General features: G+C 64.0%; 29 protein-coding genes. 9 read left to right on the plus strand and 20 right to left on the minus strand.

The window, feature by feature from the left end; genetic code table 11:
• Nucleotides 1-306: 306 nt before the first annotated feature.
• From ACWIGM_RS09750 to ACWIGM_RS09760, 3 genes are all read right to left on the minus strand, one after another.
• Nucleotides 307-516, minus strand: coding sequence for a cold-shock protein (locus ACWIGM_RS09750; protein ID WP_326876536.1), 210 nt, complete (start codon nucleotides 514-516; stop codon nucleotides 307-309).
• A 234-nt stretch (nucleotides 517-750) separates the two neighbouring features.
• Nucleotides 751-1,290, minus strand: coding sequence for a hypothetical protein (locus ACWIGM_RS09755; protein ID WP_454025743.1), 540 nt, complete (start codon nucleotides 1,288-1,290; stop codon nucleotides 751-753).
• Between the two features lie 184 nt (nucleotides 1,291-1,474).
• On the minus strand, nucleotides 1,475-2,224 hold the full coding sequence (locus ACWIGM_RS09760) for a 3'-5' exonuclease (RefSeq protein ID WP_454025744.1): 750 nt from the start codon (nucleotides 2,222-2,224) through the stop codon (nucleotides 1,475-1,477).
• Nucleotides 2,225-2,587: 363 nt separating this feature from the next.
• On the opposite strand from ACWIGM_RS09760, the gene acnA reads away from it, so the two are divergent.
• The 3 genes from acnA to ACWIGM_RS09775 all read left to right on the plus strand — a co-directional run bounded on the left by acnA (nucleotide 2,588) and on the right by ACWIGM_RS09775 (nucleotide 7,213).
• Entirely contained in the window at nucleotides 2,588-5,233 is a 2,646-nt protein-coding gene (acnA, locus tag ACWIGM_RS09765; RefSeq protein ID WP_454025745.1) for an aconitate hydratase AcnA, read from the plus strand.
• Between the two features lie 47 nt (nucleotides 5,234-5,280).
• On the plus strand, nucleotides 5,281-6,237 hold the full coding sequence (locus ACWIGM_RS09770; RefSeq protein WP_454025746.1) for a Bug family tripartite tricarboxylate transporter substrate binding protein: 957 nt from the start codon (nucleotides 5,281-5,283) through the stop codon (nucleotides 6,235-6,237).
• 73 nt (nucleotides 6,238-6,310) lie between these two features.
• Nucleotides 6,311-7,213: a GntR family transcriptional regulator gene (locus tag ACWIGM_RS09775; protein WP_454025747.1), complete on the plus strand. Its 903-nt coding sequence runs from the start codon at nucleotides 6,311-6,313 to the stop codon at nucleotides 7,211-7,213.
• Between the two features lie 57 nt (nucleotides 7,214-7,270).
• Here the strand turns inward: ACWIGM_RS09775 and ACWIGM_RS09780 are convergent, their stop codons facing one another.
• Together ACWIGM_RS09780 and ACWIGM_RS09785 are read right to left on the minus strand one after the other, a co-directional pair.
• A complete protein-coding gene (locus ACWIGM_RS09780) occupies nucleotides 7,271-8,575 on the minus strand; it encodes a multidrug effflux MFS transporter (protein ID WP_454025748.1) in 1,305 nt (434 codons plus the stop codon).
• The gene (locus tag ACWIGM_RS09785; protein ID WP_454025749.1) at nucleotides 8,572-9,165 is read right to left on the minus strand and encodes a TetR/AcrR family transcriptional regulator; all 594 of its coding nucleotides are present in this window, start codon (nucleotides 9,163-9,165) and stop codon (nucleotides 8,572-8,574) included. The genes ACWIGM_RS09780 and ACWIGM_RS09785 overlap by 4 nt, the downstream gene beginning before the upstream one ends.
• Nucleotides 9,166-9,244: 79 nt before the next feature.
• Between ACWIGM_RS09785 and ACWIGM_RS09790 the strand changes: the two genes are divergently transcribed.
• The gene (locus ACWIGM_RS09790; RefSeq protein WP_454025750.1) at nucleotides 9,245-10,369 is read left to right on the plus strand and encodes an efflux RND transporter periplasmic adaptor subunit; all 1,125 of its coding nucleotides are present in this window, start codon (nucleotides 9,245-9,247) and stop codon (nucleotides 10,367-10,369) included.
• Nucleotides 10,366-13,488 carry an efflux RND transporter permease subunit gene (locus ACWIGM_RS09795; protein WP_454025751.1) on the plus strand — a complete coding sequence of 1,041 codons (3,123 nt, stop codon included), beginning with the start codon at nucleotides 10,366-10,368 and terminating at the stop codon, nucleotides 13,486-13,488. The genes ACWIGM_RS09790 and ACWIGM_RS09795 overlap by 4 nt, the downstream gene beginning before the upstream one ends.
• A gap of 683 nt (nucleotides 13,489-14,171) precedes the next feature.
• Here ACWIGM_RS09795 and ACWIGM_RS09800 read toward each other — a convergent pair.
• The 8 genes from ACWIGM_RS09800 to ACWIGM_RS09835 all read right to left on the minus strand — a co-directional run bounded on the left by ACWIGM_RS09800 (nucleotide 14,172) and on the right by ACWIGM_RS09835 (nucleotide 19,055).
• Entirely contained in the window at nucleotides 14,172-14,432 is a 261-nt protein-coding gene (locus ACWIGM_RS09800; RefSeq protein WP_454025752.1) for a hypothetical protein, read from the minus strand.
• Between the two features lie 358 nt (nucleotides 14,433-14,790).
• Nucleotides 14,791-15,168, minus strand: coding sequence for a VOC family protein (locus tag ACWIGM_RS09805; RefSeq protein ID WP_454025753.1), 378 nt, complete (start codon nucleotides 15,166-15,168; stop codon nucleotides 14,791-14,793).
• A complete protein-coding gene (locus tag ACWIGM_RS09810) occupies nucleotides 15,110-15,457 on the minus strand; it encodes a SemiSWEET family sugar transporter (protein ID WP_454025754.1) in 348 nt (115 codons plus the stop codon). Before ACWIGM_RS09810 ends, ACWIGM_RS09805 begins: the two co-directional genes overlap by 59 nt.
• Entirely contained in the window at nucleotides 15,454-17,001 is a 1,548-nt protein-coding gene (locus tag ACWIGM_RS09815) for an FAD-dependent oxidoreductase (RefSeq protein WP_454025755.1), read from the minus strand. Before ACWIGM_RS09815 ends, ACWIGM_RS09810 begins: the two co-directional genes overlap by 4 nt.
• 92 nt (nucleotides 17,002-17,093) lie before the next feature.
• Nucleotides 17,094-17,630 carry a CinA family protein gene (locus ACWIGM_RS09820; protein WP_454025756.1) on the minus strand — a complete coding sequence of 179 codons (537 nt, stop codon included), beginning with the start codon at nucleotides 17,628-17,630 and terminating at the stop codon, nucleotides 17,094-17,096.
• Nucleotides 17,631-17,646: 16 nt separating this feature from the next.
• On the minus strand, nucleotides 17,647-18,093 hold the full coding sequence (locus tag ACWIGM_RS09825) for a low affinity iron permease family protein (protein WP_454025757.1): 447 nt from the start codon (nucleotides 18,091-18,093) through the stop codon (nucleotides 17,647-17,649).
• Complete coding sequence (locus ACWIGM_RS09830; protein ID WP_454025758.1) at nucleotides 18,069-18,497, minus strand: low affinity iron permease family protein; 429 nt, start codon at nucleotides 18,495-18,497, stop codon at nucleotides 18,069-18,071. Before ACWIGM_RS09830 ends, ACWIGM_RS09825 begins: the two co-directional genes overlap by 25 nt.
• Before the next feature lie 51 nt (nucleotides 18,498-18,548).
• Nucleotides 18,549-19,055 carry a YciE/YciF ferroxidase family protein gene (locus ACWIGM_RS09835; RefSeq protein WP_454025759.1) on the minus strand — a complete coding sequence of 169 codons (507 nt, stop codon included), beginning with the start codon at nucleotides 19,053-19,055 and terminating at the stop codon, nucleotides 18,549-18,551.
• Between the two features lie 170 nt (nucleotides 19,056-19,225).
• Between ACWIGM_RS09835 and ACWIGM_RS09840 the strand changes: the two genes are divergently transcribed.
• Together ACWIGM_RS09840 and ACWIGM_RS09845 are read left to right on the plus strand one after the other, a co-directional pair.
• On the plus strand, nucleotides 19,226-19,861 hold the full coding sequence (locus ACWIGM_RS09840; RefSeq protein WP_454025760.1) for a DUF6766 family protein: 636 nt from the start codon (nucleotides 19,226-19,228) through the stop codon (nucleotides 19,859-19,861).
• A 121-nt stretch (nucleotides 19,862-19,982) separates the two neighbouring features.
• Nucleotides 19,983-20,237 (plus strand): hypothetical protein, encoded by a 255-nt coding sequence (locus tag ACWIGM_RS09845; RefSeq protein WP_454025761.1) that lies wholly within the window; start codon nucleotides 19,983-19,985, stop codon nucleotides 20,235-20,237.
• A 15-nt stretch (nucleotides 20,238-20,252) separates the two neighbouring features.
• Here ACWIGM_RS09845 and ACWIGM_RS09850 read toward each other — a convergent pair whose 3' ends face one another.
• From ACWIGM_RS09850 to ACWIGM_RS09870, 5 genes are all read right to left on the minus strand, one after another.
• Entirely contained in the window at nucleotides 20,253-20,465 is a 213-nt protein-coding gene (locus ACWIGM_RS09850) for a hypothetical protein (protein WP_454025762.1), read from the minus strand.
• A 13-nt stretch (nucleotides 20,466-20,478) separates the two neighbouring features.
• The gene (locus ACWIGM_RS09855) at nucleotides 20,479-20,805 is read right to left on the minus strand and encodes a hypothetical protein (RefSeq protein WP_454025763.1); all 327 of its coding nucleotides are present in this window, start codon (nucleotides 20,803-20,805) and stop codon (nucleotides 20,479-20,481) included.
• Nucleotides 20,802-21,206, minus strand: a complete 405-nt coding sequence (locus ACWIGM_RS09860) for a GFA family protein (protein WP_454025764.1) — start codon at nucleotides 21,204-21,206, stop codon at nucleotides 20,802-20,804. Before ACWIGM_RS09860 ends, ACWIGM_RS09855 begins: the two co-directional genes overlap by 4 nt.
• Nucleotides 21,207-21,337: 131 nt before the next feature.
• On the minus strand, nucleotides 21,338-22,192 hold the full coding sequence (locus ACWIGM_RS09865) for an alpha/beta fold hydrolase (protein WP_454025765.1): 855 nt from the start codon (nucleotides 22,190-22,192) through the stop codon (nucleotides 21,338-21,340).
• Nucleotides 22,193-22,307: 115 nt separating this feature from the next.
• Nucleotides 22,308-23,183, minus strand: a complete 876-nt coding sequence (locus ACWIGM_RS09870) for a hypothetical protein (protein WP_454025766.1) — start codon at nucleotides 23,181-23,183, stop codon at nucleotides 22,308-22,310.
• A 279-nt stretch (nucleotides 23,184-23,462) separates the two neighbouring features.
• Between ACWIGM_RS09870 and ACWIGM_RS09875 the strand changes: the two genes are divergently transcribed.
• On the plus strand, nucleotides 23,463-23,819 hold the full coding sequence (locus ACWIGM_RS09875; protein WP_454025767.1) for a hypothetical protein: 357 nt from the start codon (nucleotides 23,463-23,465) through the stop codon (nucleotides 23,817-23,819).
• Between the two features lie 16 nt (nucleotides 23,820-23,835).
• Here ACWIGM_RS09875 and ACWIGM_RS09880 read toward each other — a convergent pair whose 3' ends face one another.
• Together ACWIGM_RS09880 and ACWIGM_RS09885 are read right to left on the minus strand one after the other, a co-directional pair.
• Entirely contained in the window at nucleotides 23,836-24,093 is a 258-nt protein-coding gene (locus ACWIGM_RS09880) for a hypothetical protein (RefSeq protein WP_454025768.1), read from the minus strand.
• A gap of 82 nt (nucleotides 24,094-24,175) precedes the next feature.
• Nucleotides 24,176-25,345, minus strand: coding sequence for a zinc-dependent alcohol dehydrogenase (locus ACWIGM_RS09885; protein ID WP_454025769.1), 1,170 nt, complete (start codon nucleotides 25,343-25,345; stop codon nucleotides 24,176-24,178).
• 276 nt (nucleotides 25,346-25,621) lie between these two features.
• Here ACWIGM_RS09885 and ACWIGM_RS09890 point away from each other — a divergent pair, with 276 nt between their 5' ends.
• Nucleotides 25,622-25,876, plus strand: a complete 255-nt coding sequence (locus ACWIGM_RS09890) for a DUF768 domain-containing protein (protein ID WP_454025770.1) — start codon at nucleotides 25,622-25,624, stop codon at nucleotides 25,874-25,876.
• The last annotated feature ends 9 nt before the right edge of the window (nucleotides 25,877-25,885 follow it).

Consider the following 25,885-nt stretch of genomic DNA (forward strand, 5'->3'; position numbering starts at 1 on the left):
AAGCGCCAACCCTTGATAGAATTTGGCAAGGTCATTGCTTTGGCAGTCGCTTCGCCTGCTCTTGGCTGGCGCGTGCCAGGAGAGCCTCTACCTCTGCGATGACCGTCGGCGGCAATCACAAAGCAATATTCGCTTTCGCCTCGGTTGCGAATGTGATGACCGAATCCTGATGTTGGATCTGAACTAACCTCGATTCTCATGACACCGACGATCGGGATCTCGATGGTCTGCTTTTTAGCCATGTTAGCGCAACCAGTACTGGTCGCCTCGCCCAGATAGGCGAGGCTTACTATTGCGGCCCGTGGGTTAGTCGACCTGCAGGTTATCGGCCGAGGACTTGCCCGAGCGCTTGTCCGCAACGACCTCATAGGAAATTTTTTGGCCGTCGCGCAGCTCCCGCAGGCCAGCACGCTCGACAGCACTGATATGGACGAACACATCCTGGCCGCCGCCGTCGGGCTGAATGAAACCGTACCCCTTTGTCGCATTGAACCATTTCACAGTTCCGGTCGCCATCAATACCCTCCTTGGTGGGACCGCAAGAATGGCTGCCGTTAATTCGGGTTGCAAGCTGCCCGGCGTTAGATCGGTTCGCTGAGGAAACTCGGTTTGCCTCAATGTTCCGGAGCCCGCGTCCCCAGATCGGTCTAGCAGAACGATGTCTGCTTCCGGGCAACAGTTTAATGTCTGCAGTTGGCGCGTCACAGAACGAACTGGGCGTCCCACCGACAGCTTGCAACCTGTCCGACATCAACGAAGCAGCCCGTCCGCATCGAATTCGCCCCACCCTGCGAGACTGGGCGCCGCCTCCTCAGCGGCCTCCCGCTCGGTTCCGCTGGGACCAGATGCGGCCTTCCGCCTCCGGGCGAGGGCTGCCTTCGCCGCAGCGCGCCGACGATTGTCGGCGCTCCGGATCGCATCCTCCTCCCGCCAGATTGTGGGCAGGTCGCCGTCGAGGATTGTCTCGATGCTTAGTGGGTCGAAGACGTGGAAGGTCACAGCGCGGGCGCGTCCGCGGAGCTTCACGGTACGCGTCCCAACACTTCGCAGGCGACCGTCCTCCAGCCACTTGTGACGCTCGCGCGAGGAGATCCCGAGGACATCCTCGATCTCGCTCGGAAGCATGGGCAATTCGGTGATGCTTTCGAGCGCATCGCCGATACAGCTGGCGAGCGCATCGAAGTGCTCCGCGTCGGGCACCGAAAGAATGACGAGCCCAGCATCGACAGTGAGGTGCTTCCGCATGGTCCAAGGAAGACAACGGCGCAGCTCGCGTTCGATCCCCTTCATCCTGACTGAGGAGCCAAGCGTCGTGGATGAAGGAAGCGGCCATTCCGCGACCGATGGGGATGAAGCCGATGTCATGCCCGAGAATCCGTACCCGAAGTCTGCCTTCGGGGCCCGGCCTATTAACCGCCGGAGCACAACGACGTTCCAGTTGGCCTCCTCACACGCATTCCCGCCGGACGTATGATCATAGCAGGCTCGGTTGGGCGGGTTTCGATGGCTCCGGGCGGCCAAGTTCGCCCCGCCGCCTCAATTCCGTCTCGGCGCTAAAGCGGATATCGATGTCGCGATCCAGCGCCAAGTTGCGCAATGTCGCCTCGGTAGTCTGATCCCAGCTCCTGCCGCGGTCCGGACCGGAAGGCACGCGCGGGAGGAGCCCGGGTTCGCCGCTCCAGAGCAGCAGCTGATCGAGCGATGCCTCGTTGAGCATGTCGCGCAGGTGATGGGCGGTGACATAGGCGTCAGGCATCGCCCGATGGGCCGGAAGGCCAAGCTCGTGGACTAGCCCTTCCGGCATGCGCTGATAGCGCAGCATCTGGTTCGAGAAGCGCGGAAGATGCGGCCACAGCCGCAGCGCGCATTTCCAGGTGCAGATCCAGCGTGCGCCTCCCGTCAGCGATGAGGAGCAGTAGCGCATCTCGAAGCCGGCCCGATGGGCCGCGAGCGCGACGACGCCGCCTTCAGGACGCAGCACGGACGGCGCGATCTGCTTCCAGAATGGAGCACCCACCACGTCGATATCGCGAATATGATGGATGGCCATGGTGTCAGTCGAGATCGCGCGGCCGGGATCGACGAAGAGCGAACCACGCTCCTCGTTGATTAGCCAACGGCCACCGGCGTCCCGCGCCACATCCTGCCATCCGACCTCGCAGACGTCGTGCGGGCCGCCTCCCGCAGTCTCCAGGTCGATCACCCTGATGCGTTCATGGATCATCGTCAGGAGATCGGCATTCATTGCGGACAGGACAAGTCAGCAGCGCCGAACCGACTTCGTGTTGCTCGCGTCGACCGCCCAAATCGCTGTGGGTCGGAAATGCTCATCGACTCCGGTGCGGCAACGTCCGCTTCCCGCCAGGGTGCCATTGTCCGCAGTTGGCGCTCAACGGAACCATGCCGTTGCGCCCGACTTGACACTTGTGCGTTCGAGACCGCCCTTGATTGCCGATGTGCTGAAGCAGCATTCGTCTTCCTCCAAGGCAACGTCCTTCGCGATGGCGCGATAGTGTTCGGCGGAAATCGGGACTCGCCTGCATCGACAGATATTGCATTTTGAATTCCTTATATGCAAAATAGAGCCATGCTCCAGCTCTCAGAGATTTCGCCGATCGAGAAAAACGTCCGGGTAGACGCGGCCGGTGTATTTGGGGTCGACTACGGACGCCTGCCTCACATTCTCCGCATCCTGGTTGAGAACGTTGCGCGCAACGCGGCCTCCTCGACCGAGCGTGACGTGGCCATCGCGGCGATCCGCGGCTGGCTGATCGCCGGCACGAGCAACGCCGAGATCGCCTTCCAGCCCTCGCGCGTGCTGATGCATGACACCACATGCACGCCGGCGCTGGTCGACATCGCCGGGATGCGCGACGCGCTCGCTGAAGCCGGCGGGGATCCGGGTGTACTCAGCCCGGTGCTGCCGGTCGACGTCTCCGTCGATCATTCGCTCGGCGTCGATGTCTCCGCTGTGCCGGGTGCCGCCGACCTCAACAAGGAGCGCGAATACCGCCGCAACGGCGAGCGGTACCGCTTCCTCAAATGGGCGACGCAGGCGATGCGCGGCGTGCGGGTCAATCCCCCCGGCACCGGCATCATGCACACGATCAATCTCGAGCAGCTTGCGACGGTTGTCGGCACGACCGTCATCGAGAGTCGCACGGTCGCCATCCCCGATACCCTGATCGGGACCGACAGCCATACGCCGATGATCAATGGTATCGGCGTGCTGGCTTGGGGGGTCGGCGGGCTCGAGGCCGAAAGCGTGATGTTCGGCATGCCGGTGATGATGCGGCTGCCCGACGTGATCGGCGTGCGCCTGGACGGCCGGCTGCGCGAGGGCGTGCTCGCCACGGATCTGGCGCTCACCGTCACGCAGCTCCTGCGCGAGCGCGGGGTGACCGGCGCCTTCGTCGAGTTCTTCGGACCGGGTGTCTCGACCCTGTCGGCCGGCGAACGCGCGGTTGTCGCGAACATGACGCCCGAATTCGGGGCCTCAACCGCTTTCTTCCCCATCGACGGGCGCACGCTCGCCTATCTGCGCGAGACCGGCCGCGACGAGCGGGCGGTCGCGCTGGTCGAAGCTTATGCAAGGGCGCAGGGGCTCTGGTTCGACCCGGCTGCCGAGCCGCGCTTCACCGACACGATCGCGCTCGATCTCCGGGCGGTCGAGACGAGCCTTGCCGGCCCCTTCCGCCCACAGGACCGGCTGCCGCTCGCCGGCGTGCCGGCGGCGCTGGCAGCGCTTCCGCAGCCGACGACGCTGACGAAGGCCTTGCCGAAGCACCCGGTCGCGGTCGCCGCGATCACCAGCTGCACCAACACCAGCGATCCGCGCCTGCTCGTCGCGGCGGGGTTGGTGGCGCGCAAGGCCCGCGCGCTCGGCCTTGTCCCGCCGCCATGGGTCAAGACCTCGCTCGCGCCGGGCTCGCCGGCGGCCGAGCATTTCCTGCGCCGCTCCGGTCTCCTCGACGATCTCGAAGCTCTGGGCTTCGGGATCGTCGGCTATGGTTGCACCACCTGCATCGGCAATTCGGGGCCGCTGCTGCCGGTGATGGAGCAGGCGGTCACGGCCGGCGAGACGCTTCCGGTCGCGATTCTGTCGGGCAATCGCAACTTTCCCGGCCGCGTTCATGCCCAGGTCGAGGCGGGCTTCCTCGCCTCGCCGCCGCTCGTCGTCGCCTATGCGCTGGCTGGCGATGCGACACGTGACCTTGCATGCGAGCCGATCGGCCGCGCGGGCGATCGTGCGATCCATCTCTCCGAGCTCTGGCCGTCGGGCGAGGAGATCGATGCAGCCCTGGCTGCCGGCCTCGACCGCCGCGACTTCCGCGAAGCCTTTGCCCGTGCCTCGGCCGATGCGAACTGGGCCGGGCTAGACGCGCCGTCGACGCCGCAATTCCCCTGGGACCCGTCGTCGACCTATCTGCGCCGGCCTCCCTTCGCCCGCGCCGACGCGCTGGTTTCCCTCGGCCGGTTCAGCGCCCACCCGATCCTCGTCCTCGGTGACGACATCACCACCGACCACATCTCGCCCGCCGGGCAGACGCCTGCTGCCAGTGAGGCGGGGCGGTGGCTGACCGGGCATGGCGAGAACCCTCGCGACCTCAACGTCTACGCCTCGCGGCGCGGCAATTGGGAGGTCATGCTGCGGGGCCTGTTCACCAACCGCACTGTGGTCAACCGGCTGGAACCGGATCTGCCTCCGGGGTCGACCCGGCACGTGGCCAGCGGCGAGGTCCTGCCGCTCTGGATCGCCGCGGAGCGCTATCATGCGGCTGGCGAAGCCATCGTGGTCGTCGCGGGCGAGCGCTATGGCACGGGCTCCTCGCGCGACTGGGCGGCGAAGGGCCTCGGCCTGCTCGGCGCCCGCGCCGTGCTCGCGGCGAGCTTCGAGCGCATCCACCGCTCGAACCTGATCGGCATGGGCATCCTGCCGCTCACCTTCGACGATGCTGCGCAAGGCGCCGGTCTGTCACTCCGGCCCGGCGACCGCATCGAGGTCGCGGTGCCCGAGCACCTGCTCGCGCCGCGCCTCGCCACGCAGGCCACGCTCCTGCGCTCGGACAGCGAGCGCCTGTCGATTCCGATGCATCTCGCGGTCGAAACGGAGCTCGAATGCGAGACGCTGCGCGCCGGCGGCATGCTGCCGCTGATCCTGCGGCGCTTCTTGCCCGATCACCGAGATCACCCACCGGGTGACGACGAGGCGGCGGAACGTCGCCGCGCCTGAGTTGCATCGCTCAACAACCAAAACCGACCATAACCGGAGGAAACCTCATGATCGACCGTCGACTTCTGCTCGCCTGCGCCGCCGCCTTCATCGCAGCTCCGGCCATGGCCCAGGCTCCAGCCGAGCTCAAGATCATCGCTCCCGCCGGACCTGGGGGCGGCTGGGACACCGCTGCGCGCTCGATCCAGCAGGTCCTGACCGGCACCGGCCTTGCCAGGAGCGTGCAGGTCCAGAACGTCACCGGCGCGGGCGGCACCGTCGGCCTCGCCCAGTTCATCAACGGGTCGAAGGGCGATCCCTCCCAGCTGATGGTGAACGGCATCACCATGGTCGGGGCGATCCTGACCAACAAGGCGCCGGTCAGTCTCGACCAGGTCACCCCGCTTGCGCGTCTGACGGGTGATCCGCTCGTCATCGTCGTGCCGGAGAACTCGCCGCACAAGACGCTCAAGGACGTGGCCGCGGCGATCAAGGCCGATCCCTCGCGCTTCATCTGGGCCGGCGGATCGGCTGGCGGGGCCGACCACATCCTCGCCGCGCTCGTGACGAAGGCAGCCGGCAGCGACCCCGGCAAGCTCAACTATGTCGCCTTCTCCGGCGGCGGCGAGGCCCTCGCGGCAATGCTCGGCGGCCGGGTGACGGCCGGGGTGTCGGGCTATGGCGAGTTCGAGAGCCAGATCAAGGCGGGCAAGCTGCGGGCGATCGCCCTGTCCTCGGGCAAGCGCCTCGAAGGCGCGGATGTGCCGACGCTGAAGGAACTCGGCATGGACGTCGAGGTCGTCAACTGGCGCGCGGTGATGGCTGCCCCCGGCATCTCGGCCCAGCAGCGCCAGGAGCTCACCGCCGTCTTCGACAAGATGGTCAAGTCGAAGGAATGGGTCGAGGTGCTGAAAGTCCGCGGCTGGGACGATTACTACCTCGCCGGCGAGCCTTTCGCCGCCTTCCTCAAGGAGGAGCAGGTCCGCGTCGCCGACGTCCTGCGCTCGATCGGCCTCGTCAAATAAGCTTCGAATCGCCGCCCGGCTCGGGTAGATCCTCTCATTGGCGGGCTGCGCAGCAGGCCGGCGGGAGCGCATCGTGGCACGGGCGAGCAGGCAGGACCTCGGAGAGACGCTGGCGGCGAAGCTGCTCGGAGACATTCGGGAGTTGCGGCTCGCCGCCGGGACGCATCTGCGCGCCCAAGATCTCGCGACCCGTCTCGGCGTCTCACGCTTTCCGGTGGGCCAGGCCCTTCAGCTGCTCGCCGGCAAGGGCGTGCTGCGCCATGAGCCCAACCGCGGCTATTTCGTCGGCGAGAGCGAGCCTCCCAGTGCGGACGAGCTGGGGCTCGCCAACACCGACGGCCGCGACGCGATCTACTTCCGGATCGCCGAGGATCGCCTCGGGGGCGCGCTGCCCGACCAGATCACGGAAGCCGAGCTGCGCGAGCGCTATGGGTTGACGCGTGCCGAGCTCACGGCGGTGTTGACGCGCATCAGCTCCGAGGGCTGGGCCGAGCGACGCGCCGGCTATGGCTGGACCTTTCTGCCGGTCCTGAACACGCCGGAAAGCCTGGAGCAGAGCTACCGGCTCCGTCTCGTCCTGGAGCCTGCGGCTCTGCTCGAGCCGGGCTACGATCTCCCACCCGAGCAGATTGCAGCCTGCCGCCATGCCGAGGAGCGGCTGCTCGCGGGCGCGATCGAGACCGACTCCGCTGATGCGCTGCACGAGCGGGGGGTGCGCTTCCATGAGACGATCGTCGGCGCGAGCGGCAACCCGTTTTTCCTCGACACGATCCGGCGGCTCAATCGCGTGCGCCGCCTGCTCTCCTACCGCTCGATGCTGGACCGCAAACGTTACCGCGCCCAATGCGAGGAGCACCTCGCCATCCTCGACAGTCTCGCGCGCCGCGACCAGGAGGAGGCTGCCGCCCGGCTGCGGGCTCATCTGGCGCACACGATCGAGAATCTGGCGCGCATTCGCCCAATCCTGTCGCGCTGAGGAATGGTGGCTCTGCGATCGCGGATAAGTAATATTGCATTTCTTGAGTAGATGCCCCTATGCATCGTTCGAGACCCGCGCTTCGATGATGGCGGAAGGCTGAATTTCGCGTCGCGGACGGTCGCGGTAGGCGGGAGCGAAGGCCGCGAGCGCGCCGACCGAGGCTGCCGTCATGACGATGGCGAGCGAGACCGACGGCGTGAACGGCATCGCGCTGGCCAGCGTCGAACCGATGGCCGCGCTGCCCATCTGCAGGAAGCCGAGCAGGGCAGAGGCCGAGCCGGCCTGGCGGCCAAATGGCTGCAGCGCGATCGCTGTGCCGAGCGGATTGATCAGCCCCATGCCGAAGAGGACGATCGAAAGTGCCGCGGTGAAGGTCGCGTAGGTCGGCTGCGACGCCACCGCGACCATCGCCAGCGAGCCGGCGGCGAAGATGATCAGCCCCGCGAGGCCGGTGGTCCGGTCGCCATGGCGCCGCGCAAGCAGAGGCGCCAGGAACCCGGCCGCAAAGACGATCAGCACCGTCGCCGCGAAAGACAAGCCCATTTCGAGCGGCGCCAGTCCAAGCTGGCCAATCAGGACTCCGGGCGCTGCAGCAAAGAAGCTAAACAAGCCGCCCAGCACCATGCTGACCGAGAGCGCCGGCAGCAGGAAGCGACCGTCGACCAGGAGGGACCGATAGGAGGCAGCAACACTGCCGAGCGCGAGCGTGCTCCTGGCGTCAACAGGATGGGTCTCGCCGACCCGCCGCAGGTAGAGCAGTGCCAGCGGTGCCGCACAGAGGGCGACGAACACGAAGCTCGCTCGCCAGCCCGACAGATCGACGAGGACGCTTCCCAGAAGCGGTGAGAAACCGGGCGCGACGGCACCAGCGATCATTGTGAGGGAAAGTATTCTGCCCAAGGCCTCCCCCTGAAATAAATCTCGGGCGATGGCGCGGGCGAGCACGGATGCGGCGCAGGCCCCCATGGCCTGGACGACCCGTCCGAGCACGAGCCAGAACAGGTTGTCAGCTTGTGCGGCGATCATACTTCCCGCCAAGAAGGTGGCGAGGCCGCCGAGAACCAGCGCCCTTCTTCCGAAACGATCCGAGAGCGGTCCGACGATCAGTTGGCCAAGCGCAAAGGTGAGGAAGAAGCTGCTGAGGAGAATCCCGAGCTGGGCGCCCGTCATGCCAAGCTCGGCCGCCATGCTTGGAAAAGCCGGGAGGATAATGTTTGTCGCAAGCGTGCCGATGGCGGCCAGACCCGCAAGCAGCAGGACGATAGGACCGCCGACTTCGCGGGCTTCGGATCGAAGCGGGTCGAGGCCCGTTTGGGAAACCTGCGACGATCCGTCGAGCGCCGCTTCCGCGGCACTCACTGCACGCCCTCCGGCTTGCCGCCGGGCAGCTTCGCATGGTCGGCGAGCTGGGAGCCGGCCGCGTTCAGGATCTGGCGCGCAAGCGTCTCGTCGTTGACCGTCCGCGACAGCATGACGGCTCCGACCATCATCGACACCTTCGCCAGAAGAGCGTCACGATCTTCTTCTGCGGACAGACTTGCGATCATGTCGAGGTTCGCGCGGATGCCGGCCTCGAACTCTGCCTTCACCTCCGGGCCCTGCCGTGCCGCGTCGGATGCGAGCGCGACGAACGCGCATCCTTCGGCGCGTTCCGCGACATGTTCAGGGCTGAGGTAGAATTCCGCGACTGCCGAGAGCGGATCATCCGGCCGAGAAGCAGCGGCCGATGACCAGCGCTCGGCCGTACTGGCGATCGCTTGCCGCGACGCCAATGCGGCCAGTTCGTCCTTCGACGCGAACTGCTTGTAGAAGCCGCCCTGCGTCAGGCCGGCGCCCGCCATCAGGTCCTTGAGACCGATGCCGTCGAAGCCGTGCTCGCGAAAGAGCCGGCTCGCCGTCTCGATCACCCGCTCCCTGTTCTGTGCCGCTTGCTCCCGGGAGACCCGCATGCCGTGCTCCAAAAAATTAGATTGCGTTCGAACTCTATACCAGTCATAGATGTCAAATGCAATCTATTTGGCACGCGTCATGACAAAGAAATCCCGGCTCGCCCTGCTCGCAGTCGGTGGCATCGTGATCGCCGCTGGAATCGGGGGCGCCGTCCTGCTGATAAGGCAGAAGTCCGCTCCTTCGGTAGCCGTCGATCCCCGACAGGAGCCGCCGGTCGTCCGCGTGTCGACGGCAAGCCCGGTCCTCGGTGCCGACCGGCGCTTCACGGGCGTCATCGCCGCACGGGTCCAAAGCAATCTCGGCTTTCGGGTCCCGGGCAAGGTCGTCGAGCGGCTGGTCAATGTCGGCCAGTCGGTGAAGGCGGGACAGCCGCTCTTGCGGGTCGACGAGACGGATCTGCAGCTGGCGCTGACGGCCAAGCGCAACGCGGCCATCGCCGCCCGGGCGGTGCTGACGCAGGCAACGGCCGACGAGGCGCGCTACGCGGTCCTCGTCAAGAACGGGTTCGCCGCCAGCCCCCAGCGCTACGAGCAGGCGAAGGCCGCGCTCGATACCGCCAAGGCCCAGACCTCTGCAGCAGAAGCCGAGGCGAATGTCGCGGAAAACGAGCGGACCTATGCCGTGCTCGTAGCTGATGCGGACGGGATCATCATCGAGACCCTGGCGGAGCCCGGGCAAGTCGTCGCCGCGGGACAGGTGGTCGTTCGTCTCGCACAAATCGGCCCGCGGGAAGCGTTGGTGGTCCTGCCCGAAACGATGCGGCCTCCGCTCGGGTCCACCGCGCAGGCGGCGCTATACGGCGCCGCGGGGCGCAGCTTCCGCGCCACTTTGCGCCAGTTGTCCGATTCAGCCGATCCACAGACCCGGACCTACGAGGCACGCTACGTCCTCGAAAGCGAGGCTGCGCTGGCGCCACTGGGCGCGACCGTGACGATCCGCTTGTCCGATACGGCGACCGAGGCTGAGACGGAGATTCCGCTCGGAGCGGTTCTGGACGACGGACAGAAGACCGGCGTCTGGCTTCTCAACGATGCGGCCTCCGCCGTGACGTTCCAACCCGTGCGTCTCGTTCGCGTCACAAGCGAAACGGCGATCGTTTCGGGGCTGCAGGCCGGGCGCCAGATGGTCTCACTCGGGGCGCATCTCCTGCGCGAGGGCCAGCCAGTCCGAGCGTCCTCGAGCATCAAGGCGGCCTCGCGATGAGCTTCAATCTCTCGGCGATCGCCGTCCGCGAACGGGCCGTCACCCTGTTCTCGATCATTCTGCTCGTCGCAGCCGGCGCCTATGCCTTCGTCAAACTCGGGCGCGCCGAGGATCCGAGCTTCACCATCAAGACGCTGACCGTCACCTCGGTCTGGCCAGGCGCGACCGCCCGCGAGATGCAGGACCTCGTCGCCGAGCCTCTGGAGAAGCGCCTGCAGGAGCTCGCCTGGTACGACCGTGTCGAGACCACGACGCGGCCGGGCTATGCCTATCTCACGGTCAACCTGAAGGATTCCACCCCGCCGTCCCGCGTCCAGGAGGAATTCTACCAGGCGCGCAAGAAACTCGCCGACGAGGCGCGCAACCTGCCGCCCGGCGTGCTCGGCCCCTTCGTCAACGACGAATACTCCGATGTGAGCTTCGCGCTCTACGCGCTGAAGGCGAAGGGCATGCCGATGCGCGAACTGGCCCGGCAGGCGGAGGCCATCCGGCAGGATCTCCTGCATGTGCCAGGGGTGAAGAAGGTCAACATTCTCGGCGAGCGTCCCCAGCAGATCTTCGTCGAGTTCTCCTATGCGAAGCTCGCGACGCTCGGCGTTTCCGCCCAGGACATCGTCACCGCCCTCCAGCGGCAGAACACGGTCACGCCCGCAGGCTCGGTCGACACCAAGGGTCCGCGCGTCTTCATCCGGGTCGACGGCGCCTATGACAGCGTCCAGGCCATCGCCGACACGCCGATCGTCGCGGGCGGCCGGACGCTGAAGCTCTCCGACATCGCGGATGTCCGCCGCGGCTACGAGGATCCGGCGAGCTTCATCATCCGGCATCAGGGCGAGCCCAGCCTCATGCTCGCCGCCGTAATGCAGGACGGTTGGAACGGGCTGACGCTCGGCAAGGATCTTGAAAATAAGACCGCCGCAATCGGCCGGACGCTGCCGCTTGGCATGTCGCTCGAAAAGGTCACGGACCAGGCGGTCAACATCGCTGCGTCGGTCGATGAATTCATGATTAAGTTCGCGATGGCGCTGGGCGTAGTGCTGCTCGTCAGCCTGCTCAGCCTGGGCTGGCGCGTCGGCATCGTCGTTGCCGCGGCGATCCCCATCACCCTGGCCGCCGTCTTCTTCATCATGCTGGAAACGGGCCGGTTCTTCGACCGGATAACGCTGGGCGCGCTGATCCTGGCGCTCGGCCTCCTCGTCGACGACGCCATCATCGCGATCGAGGTCATGGTCGTGAAGATGGAAGAGGGCATGGACCGCATCAAGGCGGTGGCCTATGCCTGGAGCCATACCGCGGCACCGATGCTGTCGGGCACTCTGGTGACGATCGCTGGCTTCCTGCCCGTCGGCTTCGCGTCCTCCACGGCCGGCGAATATGCCGGCAACATCTTCTGGGTCGTCGGCTTCGCGTTGATCGTGTCCTGGATCGTCGCGGTGGTCTTCACGCCTTATCTCGGCGTCAAGATGCTGCCGGACATCAAGCCCGTTCCCGGCGGCCACCACGCCATCTATGACACGCCGAACTATCGACGCCTGCGGCGGCTGATCACCTTCGCCGTCGACCACAAGTTCCTGACCTGCACGATCGTCGGTGTCGCCTTTGCTCTCTCCGGCGTCGGCATGGGCGAGCTGAAGCAGCAGTTCTTCCCCACCTCGGATCGGCCCGAGGTGCTCGTCGAAATCCGTCTGCCGGACGGCAGCAGCATCGACGCCACCACCGCCGCGGTCCAAAAGATCGAGCGCTGGCTCAACCAGCAGTCGGAAGCCAAGATCGTTACCAGCTATGTCGGCCAGGGCGCGCCGCGCTTCTTCCTGGCGCTGTCGCCCGAGCTGCCCGATCCGGCCTTCGCCAAGATCGTCGTGCTGACGCCCGACGCCCATGCCCGCGAAGAGCTCAAGCAGCGCCTGCGCGCAGCCATCTCGAACGGCCTCGCTCCCGAGGCTTATGTCCGCGCCACGCAGTTCGTCTTTGGGCCTCCCTCCGTGTTCCCGGTCGAGTTTCGCATCATTGGCCCCGAGCCGGCTGAGCTCTACAAGATCTCCGAGCAGGCCCTGCAGGTCATGCGCGGCATCCCCGACGTCAGGGAAACGAATCGCGACTGGGGCAACCGCTCACCGGTTCTTCGCTTCGTGCCGGACCAGGATCGTCTCAACCTGATCGGCCTGTCGCCGGCGCGGGTCGGCCAGCAGCTCCAGTTCCTGCTGAGCGGAGTGCCCGTCACGCAGGTCCGCGAGGACATCCGCAACGTACCGGTCATCGCCCGAAGCGCAGGCGCTGAACGTCTCGACCCGACGCGCCTCGCCGACTTTTCCCTCATGAGCAAGGACGGCCGGCAGATCCCCTTGGATCAAATCGGGCATTCCGAGATCCGTTACGAGGAGCCGATGCTGAAGCGACGCGATCGCATGCCGACGATCACGGTCCGCTCCGAGATCAACGAGGCCACGCAGCCTCCGGAGGTCTCCAAGCAGGTGCTGGCCGCTCTCCAGCCGCTGATCGCCGCGCTGCCGGCCGGCTATCGCATCGACATGGGCGGCTCGATCGAGGAGGCGTCCAAGGCGAACGATGCTCTCGGCAAGATCTTCCCGCTGATGATCGCCGTGACGCTGATCGTCGTTATGCTCCAGGTGCGATCGTTCTCGATGATGACGATGGTGCTGTTCACCGCGCCGCTCGGCCTGATAGGCGTGGTTCCGACGCTCCTGGCTTTCAATCAACCCTTTGGCTTCAACGCGATCCTGGGTCTCATCGGGCTCGCTGGCATCCTGATGCGCAACACGCTGATCCTGACCGACCAGATCAAGGAGAACCGCATCGCGGGTCTGGACGACTATCACGCGGTCATCGAGGCGACGGTGCAGCGCACGCGACCCGTCATCCTGACCGCGCTCGCAGCGGTCTTGGCCTTCATCCCACTGACCCATTCGGTCTTCTGGGGCTCGATGGCCTATACGCTCATCGGCGGCACGGCGGTTGGCACGGTGCTCATCCTGCTCTTCCTGCCGGCGCTTTACGCCGCCTGGTTCAGGATCAGGCCGGCAGCGACAGCCGCCGACAAGGTCGACGCCCGATCGAGCGCAGCAACTTCGCCGCTCGCCTTTACGCAGGCCGCGGAGTGAGCGATGGGCCAGACTTCGAAAGCTCGGGCTATGACGCCTCCACCGGGCTTACGGCTTCGATCCTGCGTGCCGCGAGGGTTCGGTGTCGAAGGGCCGACGCAGCACTACGACATCTCAGCCTCAACACCGGGCAACTGATCCTATTGAGCTGCGTCGCCGTGGATGCGCCGCCATCTATGGGTGAGCCGCTGCTCTAGGCGCGGATCGGACCAACGCCTTGGATGCGCGGCTCCGAGGGGCTCGTGATTCGCGGCTTCTGCGGAAGTTCAGGTTTGCGATTTTGAAGATCCGCGTCGTCGATAGCCGACGATTGCTGCCACCACTGTCAAAGCCCCTGCCAATCCGGCTGCAAGGCCGAGTGCCCGCGGCCTTGGTGGTGCCGCCAGATGAACATGGGCGTGCGAACCGGCCAAGGGAGCGGGCCTTGGCCGAGGTCTTCTGCTGATGATGCGTGCTGTCACCAAGCACGCTGCCGTTGCTCCGAGCAGCCCTCCGGCTATCGTCAGGCTGGCGGCGATGGGACCGAAGCGAAACATCAGCGCGACGTAGCCGGCATTGAGCGCATATCCGCAGGCGAAGATTGCGATTAGAGCGCCCGATGCCATTAGACCATAGACGACGGCAGCGCGTTTCAGTGCGGCTGTTGCGCGTAGCGCGAAGTAGGCCAGGAGCCCACCCACGACCTATCTCGCTGCCCAGAAGCCGAACACGACACCTGCAGCCGCCGCCCAGCCGAGAGCGCGCAATGGACGAGCACGAACCTCGTCCATGATCATCTGTTGGAGCTCGCTGGCGCGCTCGGTCGCTGCTTCTGCCATGACGTCTGTGTCTACGCCGTAAGCCTTGAGGCGATCGGACGTTTGCTCCTGCTCGAGTTCGGCGCGCGCGCCTCTCCCGCGGCGGTCGTCCGCAGCATGGGACATGGCATTGAATCCGTTTTCCATGGGATAGTCCTCTCGCTTGCCTTAAAGCGGTGCGACGCTCTGAACGCGTCTCTATGGCGATCCAACCGCGCATGCTCATCGTGGTTCCCGCGACCGGTAACCAACTGAAGTTGGTACGGCGACGGACACTTCGGCCGTATTCTGTGCTGAGCCCTATGGGGCTTGATCTTGAACGGGCGGGGAGCTCTGGGAGGTAGGCCGAACCTGTCGGGCTGGCTCGTTTGCAGCATGCAACCAGTCTGCGCTGCATGAGACGACCATGAAGTTCCTACGCGAGAATGGGCGGCCAGAGCTAACCGTCGTATTAGTGCGAATTGGGTTGAGCGGGTCCTTCGGGATCCGCCCCTTTTCGTGATTGTCATTTGCTGGAGAAGGTGACGGCCTCGATCTTATTGCCATCGGGGTCCAGCACGAAGGCACCATAATAGTTGGCATCGTATTCGGGGCGAAGACCCGGAGGCCCCGCATCGCGTCCGCCATTGGCTAGCGCGACCTCATAAAACTGGTCGACCATCGCACGCCGCCCCGCCGCGAAAGCGATGTGCACGCCGTTGCCGGGCGTGGCGGGCTTGCCGTCGACGGGCGTTTCCACGCTGAAGAAGAAACTGGCGGTGCCGTAATCGGCGGCTCCGATCGAGCTGCCGAGGAGCCGCATGCCAAGGACGGGAAGGACAGCATCATAAAAGGCGCGCGCTTGCGCGATGTCGTTGGAACCGACTGAGAGATGATGGATCATTGCAATGTCTCCGCAATGGCATCTTTTGTTTCGGAGTGGCGAGGGTCATGACCAGGATGAAGCCTGCCAGGATCGCGCAGATCCCGTTGGTGAGGATCAAGGGCCATTGGCCAAGAGCGATGCCGTAAGCGAACCACAGGCAAAAGCCTGTGGTCGTCAGCACATACATGGGCGCCGATAAGGACACCGTATCCTTGGTTCGGATAATCCGGATCGCCTGCGGCACGAAGCTGATGGTCGAGCAAAGCGCTGCGGCGAAACCTACGATTGTGATCCAGGAGACGGTCATTCGGCCGCCTTGGCATGCTGGCCGTCGTCGATTTCCGCCAATGGCGTTATCGCGGGCCCATTGAGTACGCTGCCGTCCGGTACAAAATGCGAACCGTGGCAGGGGCAATCCCAGCATTTTTCCAGGCTGTTCCACTGCAAATGGCAGCCGAGATGGGTGCAGACGGCGGATCGTTGATAGAGCGTGCCATCTTCGCTCCGATAGGCCGCAATCTTGGTGAGGCCATCACGAATGATCGCGCCTTGTCCGGCCTCGAGCTCGTCCACCGAGGCAAGTTCACCCGGCGCCAGGTACTGCGCCATGTTTGTGATGGCGGTGCTGTTCTCGCTGACGAAGGTCGTCGCTGCCTTGAGCGGCTTGCGCGCCGGGTCGTATACGGCCGCAAACGCGTTGTCCTTCCCTTCGATGAGGTCGGGGATGATCAGGCTGGCAACGACGCCATGAGTGATCCCTTGGCCTGAATCGCCGGTCGTCACCAGAATGCGACTGTTCTCCGTTTCGCGTCCGATGAAGGCGCCGTAATCGAGCGTGTCCATCACCTGACCGGACCAGCGGTAGAGCTCTTCTCCAAGATCGGGAATGAGCGTCTTGATCCAGCTTTCGAGGGCAGCGAAGCGCTTCGGTGCGTCGTCGGCCTCGCCGGTCTTATGATCCTCGCCGCCGACGATCAGCACGTCCTTGCCGTCTTCGCCCGCGGTCAGCCGCACATAGTGATAGGGGTCTTCGGTATCCCAATAGAGCGCATCGGCGAGCGCATCCCGCTCGATCTCGAAGCCCATCGCATAGGTGCGATAGGGCGCCTGTTTGGTGTGCAGAGCGACGAGATCGTGGATCGGAGAATTCGTTGCGACCACGACATGTGCGGCCGCGACCGTGTTGCCCGAAGCAAGCCTGATGCGAACGCCGCTCTCATCCTCCGATATCTCCTCGACAGCGGAGAAGGGATGGAGCTTGCCGCCCTGGTCCGTCAGGGCTTTGGCAACCCCCCGCAAATATTTGAGCGGGTGGAAGGTCGCCTGCTCGGGATAGCGCAGGTATGGCCGGTCGTCCAAAGTTTGCAGCGGCAGCCCGTTGCCGCGTTCGACCGTGACGCCGATCTCGCCGGCAGCTTCGACCTCATCATCCAGGACCGACATCTCGCTCTTGGGATCCAGGAAGAGAATGCCGTCCAGGCGGCGGAACTCGCAGCCGATCCCGAGCTCGGCTTGAATGGATTCGATCCTGTCGACCGCGGCGCTCTGACTGGCCTGAAATCCCTGGGCGAGCTCCTGGCCGCGCATCGATAGAAGCTCGGAGAGGGAATCGTCGCAGATCGGAGCCAGATGCGCGGTGGTCCGGGCGGTCATCCCGCCCGCGATCGGTCCCCGATCGAGGACCAGGGCAGAGTGTCCGCGCAACGCAAGCTCATAGGCGATCGATAATCCTGCGATGCCAGCTCCTATGACCGCGACGTCGGCGCTCGCGTCCTTGGCAAGTGGGCGAGCGTCTGGCGCAACCTCGACATCCATCCAAACGGACCGGCTGTTTTCGCGCATGGCGTTCATTGGAGACCTCCCGTGTTGAGGGTCCAACGCGTTTGCGCTCCATCAGTTCGAGGAATTCTGAGCTTTCGCGAAGAAAGTCCGGGAGGCCTGCTTCAATGCGATTTTAGCGCGTCGAGACCCAATGCGATGGCGGTGCGCAGCGCCGCATCGAGCAGGACCAGCGGCGGGAAAGGCCCGAACTCGCAGTGACATTCGATGCCCTCGCCGTTCTGCCGCGCGGCTGCGATGAATACCCGTCCCCGCGGATTGCCGCGGTCATCCGGGGTGGCGCCCGTAACGCCCGTGACAGCCAAAGCAAGGGCGGCCGCCGTGTGGGCGAGCACGCCTTTGGCCATCGCTTGGGCGACCGGCCCCGATACGGCCGAATGCGCCTCGATCAGCTTGGTGGGAACGGCCAGAATCCTTGTCTTTGCCATCGGCGTATAGGTGACGAAGCCGCCGATGAGCGCATCCCCTGCGCCTTCCGCCCGAGCTAAGCTGCTGGCCAGCGCTCCGGCAGTGCAGGACTCGGCGACGGCGATCGTCTGCTTGGTGCGGATCAGCTCCAGGATCAGCAATTCCGAGAGCTCCGAGAGTTCCGGCAATGTCGCGCCTGGAAGCGCTTCGACAGAGCGCGTGCGCCAGGACAAGGACATATCCATGTGTTCATTCCTTCCCAGTGCCGGTCTCGGCGCGTTTTTCCTGCGCGCGGCGGCTGAACTTCGCCTGCAGGCGCTCCAATTCTTCTTCATCGAGATCTTCGAGGTCGAACAGCTCATCCCGCGCGCCCTTCACGGCGCTAATCAGCTCGTCGAGTTTGATCTGGACTGCGGTCATCGCCCGGTTTTGGCTGGTCTGCACGATCAGAAAGGTGATCACCGTGAAGGCGGTGCTCGCGACCAACTGCCAGGATGGGCTGAAATCGAACCAGGGCCCGAGCAAGAGCCATAAGCCCATGGCGCCCAATGCGACGAACAAAACGGGAGAGCGGCTGGTCCAGCGCGCCGCCGCTTGCGAGAGGCGCGTAAATCTGGAGGGCTCCAGCACCTTATCTGAAAGTTCGCACTCTTCCCGGCCTTTGCCTTGTGTCACGTGATCCCCGGTACGCTGCACTCCGGTTTCTCGCGAGCCTCTGCGGCGCGTCGTTCGTATTCGTCTCGGATCTTGGCGAGGTGCTCTTCGTCGAGCTCCTCCAGGTCCATCAGCTCCTCGCGGGCGCCTTCGACCTTGGACAGCAATTCGTCGAGCTTGATCTGCATCGCGGCGGTGTCGCGGTTCTGGCTGTTCTGAATGATGAACACCATCAGGAAGGTGATGATGGTGGTCGAGGTGTTGATCGCCAGCTGCCAGGTGTCGTTGAACCCGAAGATGGGTCCAGACACGGCCCAGACGAGGATCATGCCGAAGGCGATCGATGACGTGGCGGGGCTTCCCGCGTAGCGCGCCACCGCCTGGGACAGCCGGGTAAAGAACGACGACTGGCCCAGATTCGAAATCGGATCGGATTTGTCGGGCATTGCGTACTCGCAAATGAATGCGGCTCCGGGTTTCCCGGAGCCGCGAGAGCGTCAGGCGGCCTTGGGCTGCGCCTGCTTGTTGACCGTCGTTTCGCCGAGCTTGGACAGCGTCTGATCCGTCTTGAGCTCTTCGGTCAGGGTCTGATCCAGGAGCTTCGCCGCATTGCCGAGATTGAGCTGCTGCGCCCAGGCCTTCAGCGTGCCATAGCGCGCGATCTCGTAGTGCTCGACCGCCTGAGCGGCCGCGAGAAGGCCCGCATCGAGGGCGGGGCTGCCTTCGAACTCCTCGATGATCGATTTGCCTTCCTCGATGATGCCGAGGATGGCGTCGCAGGTCTTGCCGCGCGGAGCCTTGCCGAGGATCTCGAACACATCGGCCAGACGTTCGACATGAGTCTCGGTCTCGTCGCGGTGCTTCTCGAAGGCCTGTTTTAACTCGGCGGCTTGCGCCGCTTTCGCCATTTTCGGCAGCGCCTTCAGGATCTGCTTCTCGGCGTAATAGATGTCCTTGAGCGTATCGAGAAAGAGGTCGTCGAGGGTTTTGGGTTCGCCTGCCATGGGATCCTCCGCTTGTTGGCGTGCATCCCTAACGAAGGCATCGCATATCAGTTCCGCTTTGCCAGAAACCATTTGGAGGGAGCCAGCTGGGAGCGATTTCCAAATGACGGTGTGGAGAGTGAACCATTGCCGCACCCGGCCGTTGGCAGTCCGAAACCGCGGAGCGGACTATGAGATTCTTGCGCGATAATGGCCTGACCATCACGCTGGTGATCGTCACCGCGCTGTGCATTGTCGGCATGGTAGCGTCCGGGCTTAAGGTCGAGAATGACTCGCTGGCAAAGCATGGCCAAGCCCCCTTGGACCTGCTGGCGTATATGACGTCGGGCGCATTTTTGTCGGCGCTCTTCGAAAACTGGGAGAGCGAATTTTTGCAGATGTCGGCCTACGTGATGTTGACGGCAGTGCTGTTTCAAAGAGGCTCGGCGGAATCGAGAGACCCCGATGACCCCGGCCGCGAGGGCGATGCGCTATCGAAGGCGTGGCACGAGAAGAGCCCCATCCGCGTCTGGCTCTATGCGCACTCGCTAGGTCTCGCATTGGCGGCGCTGTTCGTTCTGAGTTTCGTCCTGCATTGGCTGGCGAGTGCTGCGGCGTCGAACCAGGAAGCGATGCTGCACAACGCAGAAATCAAGTCGGCGCTGGCCTACCTGACCGATGCACAATTCTGGTTCGAGTCCTTCCAGAACTGGCAGTCGGAATTTTTGTCGACCGCGGTGCTGGTCGTGCTGTCGATCTTCTTGCGCTTCAAGGGCTCGCCGGAATCGAAGCCTGTGAGCGCGCGTAACAGCGACACGGGGGCCTAAGGCTCGAGGCGCCTGGCCCACCACCGCATGGTCCCGTCATGGAACGGCAGACGGGTCAGGCGGTTGCAGCATGATGGAGCGATGCAACGGGCCAGTTCCCCTGCGATATCAGGAGCCAATCATGCTCATTCAAAACCACACCGAGTACGCGGCGGCGGCCGAGCGCGCCAACTCGCTGAGCGACGCGCCGGAAGGCTCTGAGGCGGCGCGCGAACTGGCCGTTCTCATAGAAGCCTTGCGCAAATGGGATGAGGATCACGCTGGCGAGAATGCGCATGGGCCGGAAGCCAGCCCCGAGCCGGGGAACAATATCAGCCCAGACGATCTGCCTGTTTCCGGCCTGCCAGGGAACCTTGGAAAGTTGAAAGCGGGCTAGCGCCGATCGATTGACCTAATGCTGGGAGGTCATGTTCGCTTGCTGCGTGTCAGCCTCTTGCAGCATGGCTTGGAGGCGGACGACCGCCACGGCGGGCAGATGGATTTCAAGATCATTGGTGTCGTCGCTCACGGAGAAGCGGATGATTGCGCCCTCCAGCGAGTCATCGCTGACCGTGACGCTTTCAATATCGGTGACGCGCAGCAGCAAGGCAGGTTTTTTGGGCATCGAGCTTCCTTGGTTATTCGTGGCCGCGGACAGCATGCGCCCAGGCAGCGTACGGCGTATTCTTGGCAAGGCGGCGATTGCAGTCGGGGGCACCATCATCCCACCAAACGGGTCCGCGTTCGCCGAGCGCGATCTTGGCTGCGTTGACGGCGGCACGAGCTTCCGCAAGAAGTCCAATGCCGCGCTTGGCATCTTTGACGGCTCGCCGCGCATCCATCAGCGCACCAACCAGCCGATCCCGCTGCGGCTCTGCTATGGCCGGGTTGGTGGCGCGCCACAGGCGGCGTCCGACCAGGAAATAACGGCCATCGGGTGTTACCGGGTATTCGCGAGGCGTCATGATTGCTCGGCGGTTTCCCGGTCGCGCGTATGTTGTTCGGCGCCCTTTTGGTGCGCCAGCCAGGGTTCACGTCGCACGGTCCAGAGCTCATAGGCAGGCGCTAGAGCGCTCGGCGGATTATCGAGAGTTCCGAGCTTGATCTCGATCTTGTCGGAGCCATCTTCCCAATCGAACAGTGACGATCCGCAGGCGGGGCAGAAGCGGCGGCCTCCAGCCCGGCTTTTCCAGCAGCCGAGTTCACCGGACAGCGTCGCGCTGTCCTTCGGCCAGATGCCAAAGAATGAGAAGGCCGAGCCCGACTCCTTGCGGCACGTCTCGCAATGGCAGATCCCGACACGGATGGGATCGCCGTCGACTTCGTAGCGGACCTGTCCGCAACTGCAGCCACCAGATAGTTTCACGGATACGCCCTCGCGAAGTTGTTCGGCCCATGGCGGCGAACAAACAGCGCGTGGCAGGAAGTGGTTCCCGGCAATCGGAGCTTAGGCAACGTGTGCCGCCGCACGGGACGTCGTTACGCGAAAAGACGTCGTTACGCGAAAAATTGCACCATAGCTTTAGCGAGGGCTTCCGGTGCTTCTTCAGCCATGTGATGGCCACCAGGAACCCCGTAACCGCGCCGGTCGGGTGCCCAAGGCCGCCACACCTCCAAGACATCGCCATAGAGCGTAGGAAGGTCATCGCGTTCGGACCAGAGGCAGAGCAAGGGACATTGTAAAGTCCGCCCTGCCGCGCGGTCTGCCGCGTCGTGGACACGGTCGACGGCCGGGCCCGCACGGTAATCCTCGATCATGGTGTGGACTGTTTCGGGGTCGTGAATTGCAGCATGGAAATCGGCGAAGTTTTCGGCCCCCATCGCTTCCGCCGTCCCTCCATACCAGCGCAGCGGATCAGCAAGGATAGCGCGTTCAGGCTTTTCAGGCTGGCAGAAGAAGAACCAATGCCACCAAAGGCGCGCAAAGGTTTCGGAACATCGCTCCAACGCTTCAATGATGGGCACGCCGTCCATCAATACCAGACGTTCCGTGGCACTAGGATGATCCATAGCAAGCCGAAAAGCGGTGTAAGAGCCGCGGTCATGGCCTGCCAGATAGAAGCGCTCAAACCCCAGCTTGGCCATGAGCTCGACGCAGTCCTTGGCTTTGGCACGTTTCGAAGACCCGGCGTGATCGGCAGTGTCTTTTGGTTTTGAGGACTGACCGAACCCGCGCAAATCCGGGCACACGACGTAGAAGTGCTCTGCCAGCAAAGGAGCTAAGCGCCACCAGGTCGTATGCGTGCGCGGATGGCCATGGAGCAAGAGCAACGGCCGCCCCTTACCGCCATGCCGGACGCGTAAGACAGCCTCGGATACTTTAATGAAATCCAGTGCGAACCCGTCGAACATAGGTGCAACCGTCCCGGTGATACAGAAAACAAATAACCCGCGCCTTGAGGGCGCGGGCTTGGCGTAGCGAACCAATAGGATTCGAGACGCCTAAGTTCCGCCGAGCTATCCAGCTCTAGCGTGATCCAAACAGCGCGCTGAGATCGATCTCCTCGTCGCGATGCTTGCCGCCTAGAACAGCTGCAAACCAAGCGGCAGCCGCACCTGCCAGCAATGCGGCCGCAGTGAGGAAAGCCGTGATCACGCCCATCCGCCGAGCGCGTTCGGCAGCTTGCTTGGCTGTTTCCTTCGCCTGGTTGAGCTTCGCATAGGCGTCGTCGATCCGCTTCTCGGCGTCTTGCTGGGAAATATTTGCGCGTGCGGCGAGGCGGTTCGCGATGTACCCCCGGTCGGCTGGATCCAGCGCACCGCTGGCCAAGCTGCGGGTCAGGATCCGAGATGCCTCTTCGCGCTCTTGCGCCGAAACCGGCTGCGCGCCATTGGAGCGCATTACGGAATCGAGTGCCGAAGCGAGCGGATCGGCTTGCTGGCTCACGAGAGCAGCCGCGCCAGTTGCCGCGGCCGTGGCTCCGGCAGCGGCAGTTTTCACCGCACCCGTGATCGCCGAGCTGGTGAGCATCGCAACCAGCAAGGCACCCGCCGCCCAGACGACCAGGCCATGCGCGCCATCGCGCACATGTCGTTCGTGAACCGAGGCGTCAAGGGTAGGACGGCGCATACGCCCCGCCAGATAGCCCCCCGCCGCGCATGCAGAGATCGTCACCCAAAGCGCCCAGAGCCCGGCTGCAATCGCCACGGCAGTGAGGCCGGATGATCGGGACGTGTCGGCCGAAACCATCGAAAGGCCGATGGCCGAGCCGAACGCCGCCATGATGGTGGTGATTGCGGCGGCGATTACAGCGCCGCCAATGATTGGGCTCCAGTCCAGATAAGAGGATTTGTCGCCGGTTCCCGGCGCGACCACGACCACGTCTGTTGTGTCCATTGCCATGACATCAACTCCTAACGGAGGCCGAGGAAGGACAGGATGGCCAGAACGACCACCACGAGGCCGACGATGTAGATGATGCCGTTCATTGGAGCTCTCCCGCAGGCGCGCCAAGATTGGCTGCGCAGCAAGAAAACGAGCGCTCGTGCAGGATGTTCCGGCATAGGCACTTCGCTTAAGGCCACACGGGGCCGACGCTTTTCGCGGCCGACGACGATCCGAACGGAACACCCGTTCGCGCTTACGGTTGGGTTGTCAGGACATCCACCCACGAGGACCAAAATGCGTAGTACTTTCGAGATTGGCTTCGGCGGAGGCGCCATTAAAAATTCCGTCGATTGCTTGGCCGCCGAAGCGCGGATCGCCGAGCTGGCGATCGCGCCAGAGGGTTCGGACGAAGAGGCTGAGAGGGTCGGCTTGATCGATGCCGTCAATGCCTATCGGTTGGGCCAAGATTCTCCCGCAACCGCAGCAATGACCAACCCCATCTCATCCGAAGAGCAGTACGAGGCGGCGACACAAAGAGTAACGGAACTTTCCAATTATGCCGAAGGAACGCCGCAAGCGAAGAAGCTCGGAGAACTGGTGGCCGATATCCGCGCTTGGGAAGCGCAGAGCGAAAAGCAGCGTGTGCAGTAACGGGCCGCGGAGCAGATCAGGAACGCTTGTGCTTGGACAAGCGGCGCACATTGGCGCGCACTTTGCGCCGGTAGGCTTTGACAACAGCGCCAGGGTGGGCGCCGCTCATGAGCGTGCCCGCTGCTTGCATCGCGGCCGACACTTTCTCATCGACCATCAATTTCGCTTCCCGATCGGCGGCGGAGCCACCAGCGCATAGCTTGATCGTGCGCAGCCACATCGACTGCTGCGCTTCGAAAGCAAGCATCGAAAGCTCAAAGAACATTCTGGACATTGGGCTTCTCATCCACGCAGGGCGCTAAATTGGATTGGACGAGGGTGCTCGGCCGATTTGGAGTGCGCAGGCGGCTACAGGCCTATGGCCGCAGGACGACCTTGATCACGCCGTCCTCCTTGTCCCGGAACTTCTTGTACATCGCGGGCGCGTCTTCGAGACTGGCCGGATGCGTGACGACGAAGCTGGGGTCGATGAGGCCCGCTTCGATCTTTTCAAGCAGCGGCTTCGTATAGGCCTGGACGTGTGTCTGGCCCATTTTGAAGGTCAGGCCCTTGTTCATCGCCGCGCCGATCGGCAGCTTGTCGGCCATGCCGACATAGACGCCCGGGATGGAGATGGTCCCGCCCTTGCGGCAGCTCATGATGGCTTCGCGCAGTACATGCATACGGTCGGTGGCGAGGAACGTGGCGGCCTTCACCTTGTCGAGGATGGCATCGGCCGCGCCGTGTCCAGAGGCCTCGCAGCCAACCGCGTCGATGCAGCTATCGGGGCCGCGGCCATTGGTCAGAGCCATGAGCTGGTCGTAGACGTCGGTCTTCGAGAAATCGATCGTCTCGGCGCCGCCGGCTTCTGCCATCGCCAGCCGCTCAGGGACTTCGTCGATCGCGATGACACGGCCAGCGCCGAGCATGAAGGCCGAGCGGATCGCAAACTGGCCAACCGGCCCGCAGCCCCAGATCGCGACAAAGTCGCCGTCCTGGATCTGAGCATTCTCCGCTGCCATGTAGCCGGTCGGGAAAATGTCCGAGAGGAACAGCGCTTGCTCATCGCTGACGCTGTCGGGAACCTTGATCGGGCCGACATCGGCCATGGGCACGCGCAGGTACTCGGCTTGGCCACCGCTATAGCCGCCCATCATATGGCTGAAGCCGAAGAGGCCTGCGGGCGATTGTCCCATCGCCTCCGCTGCCATCTTAGCGTTCGGATTGGTCCGGTCGCAGGCTGAGAACATGCCGCGTTTGCAGAACCAGCAATCTCCGCAGCTGATCGTGAAAGGAACAACGACGCGGTCACCGATCCGCAGGTTGGTCACCTCGGAGCCAAGTTCAACGACCTCGCCCATGTTCTCGTGCCCGAGAATGTCGCCGCATTCCATGGTCGGCTGGTAGCCGTCGAGAAGGTGCAGGTCGGATCCGCAAATCGCACAGCATGTGATTTTGATGATCGCGTCGCGGGGATGCTGCAGTTTCGGGTCAGGAACCGTGTCTACCCGAACGTCGCCTTTTCCATGCCAACAGAGCGCACGCATGCGGTCATCCTTCCAAAGCGGTTGAGGGACCCCACCGCGCGTCGGAGGCAAACGACCTGCCCGCACGATCGAGCATCACAACCCAACGAGGGTTGGAACGATGTGTTCCGCGCCTCGCCCCTTTTCTTGACGAGCGATGCGGTTGGGCGCGGCACGATCAGCGCAGACGCCGTTGGGAGATGCGATGGGCGAACAGATGATGCGGAACAGGCAGGATCGGCGCGGGTATTGATTGCAAGGAGCTATATCCAGCCCCCGGTTCTGCGGAGCAAAACGATGTCTGAACGCGCCATCAGTTTCGTAGAGACCTGGCTCAACGATCGAGTCCAGCCCGATGTCTTTCACGATGAGGAAGGGCCAGCGGAGCGCAACAAGTACCTCGCGGGGCAATTGATACTCGATGCCGGCTCCGCGGGGATTGCGGCCCACGAAATCGAGGAGGAATACCCCGATCTGGTCGACACGGTTGCAGGCGCAATGGAAGCCGCAGCCGACGCCGAAGCCAAGCGTTTCAGTCGGGAAGAGGAATAAACTGGTTGG

The sequence above is a fragment of the Allobosea sp. NPDC055332 genome (assembly GCF_053645455.1).

Coding starts and splice junctions, on each gene's coding strand:
- ACWIGM_RS09750 (WP_326876536.1), bottom strand. CDS start 516: ATGGCGACCGGAACTGTGAAATGGTTCAATGCGACAAAGGGGTACGGT.
- ACWIGM_RS09755 (WP_454025743.1), bottom strand. CDS start 1,290: ATGAAGGGGATCGAACGCGAGCTGCGCCGTTGTCTTCCTTGGACCATG.
- ACWIGM_RS09760 (WP_454025744.1), bottom strand. CDS start 2,224: ATGATCCATGAACGCATCAGGGTGATCGACCTGGAGACTGCGGGAGGC.
- acnA (WP_454025745.1), top strand. CDS start 2,588: ATGCTCCAGCTCTCAGAGATTTCGCCGATCGAGAAAAACGTCCGGGTA.
- ACWIGM_RS09770 (WP_454025746.1), top strand. CDS start 5,281: ATGATCGACCGTCGACTTCTGCTCGCCTGCGCCGCCGCCTTCATCGCA.
- ACWIGM_RS09785 (WP_454025749.1), bottom strand. CDS start 9,165: ATGCGGGTCTCCCGGGAGCAAGCGGCACAGAACAGGGAGCGGGTGATC.
- ACWIGM_RS09790 (WP_454025750.1), top strand. CDS start 9,245: ATGACAAAGAAATCCCGGCTCGCCCTGCTCGCAGTCGGTGGCATCGTG.
- ACWIGM_RS09795 (WP_454025751.1), top strand. CDS start 10,366: ATGAGCTTCAATCTCTCGGCGATCGCCGTCCGCGAACGGGCCGTCACC.
- ACWIGM_RS09800 (WP_454025752.1), bottom strand. CDS start 14,432: ATGGAAAACGGATTCAATGCCATGTCCCATGCTGCGGACGACCGCCGC.
- ACWIGM_RS09805 (WP_454025753.1), bottom strand. CDS start 15,168: ATGATCCATCATCTCTCAGTCGGTTCCAACGACATCGCGCAAGCGCGC.
- ACWIGM_RS09810 (WP_454025754.1), bottom strand. CDS start 15,457: ATGACCGTCTCCTGGATCACAATCGTAGGTTTCGCCGCAGCGCTTTGC.
- ACWIGM_RS09815 (WP_454025755.1), bottom strand. CDS start 17,001: ATGAACGCCATGCGCGAAAACAGCCGGTCCGTTTGGATGGATGTCGAG.
- ACWIGM_RS09830 (WP_454025758.1), bottom strand. CDS start 18,497: ATGCCCGACAAATCCGATCCGATTTCGAATCTGGGCCAGTCGTCGTTC.
- ACWIGM_RS09835 (WP_454025759.1), bottom strand. CDS start 19,055: ATGGCAGGCGAACCCAAAACCCTCGACGACCTCTTTCTCGATACGCTC.
- ACWIGM_RS09840 (WP_454025760.1), top strand. CDS start 19,226: ATGAGATTCTTGCGCGATAATGGCCTGACCATCACGCTGGTGATCGTC.
- ACWIGM_RS09845 (WP_454025761.1), top strand. CDS start 19,983: ATGCTCATTCAAAACCACACCGAGTACGCGGCGGCGGCCGAGCGCGCC.
- ACWIGM_RS09850 (WP_454025762.1), bottom strand. CDS start 20,465: ATGCCCAAAAAACCTGCCTTGCTGCTGCGCGTCACCGATATTGAAAGC.
- ACWIGM_RS09855 (WP_454025763.1), bottom strand. CDS start 20,805: ATGACGCCTCGCGAATACCCGGTAACACCCGATGGCCGTTATTTCCTG.
- ACWIGM_RS09865 (WP_454025765.1), bottom strand. CDS start 22,192: ATGTTCGACGGGTTCGCACTGGATTTCATTAAAGTATCCGAGGCTGTC.
- ACWIGM_RS09870 (WP_454025766.1), bottom strand. CDS start 23,183: ATGGCAATGGACACAACAGACGTGGTCGTGGTCGCGCCGGGAACCGGC.
- ACWIGM_RS09875 (WP_454025767.1), top strand. CDS start 23,463: ATGCGTAGTACTTTCGAGATTGGCTTCGGCGGAGGCGCCATTAAAAAT.
- ACWIGM_RS09880 (WP_454025768.1), bottom strand. CDS start 24,093: ATGTCCAGAATGTTCTTTGAGCTTTCGATGCTTGCTTTCGAAGCGCAG.
- ACWIGM_RS09885 (WP_454025769.1), bottom strand. CDS start 25,345: ATGCGTGCGCTCTGTTGGCATGGAAAAGGCGACGTTCGGGTAGACACG.
- ACWIGM_RS09890 (WP_454025770.1), top strand. CDS start 25,622: ATGTCTGAACGCGCCATCAGTTTCGTAGAGACCTGGCTCAACGATCGA.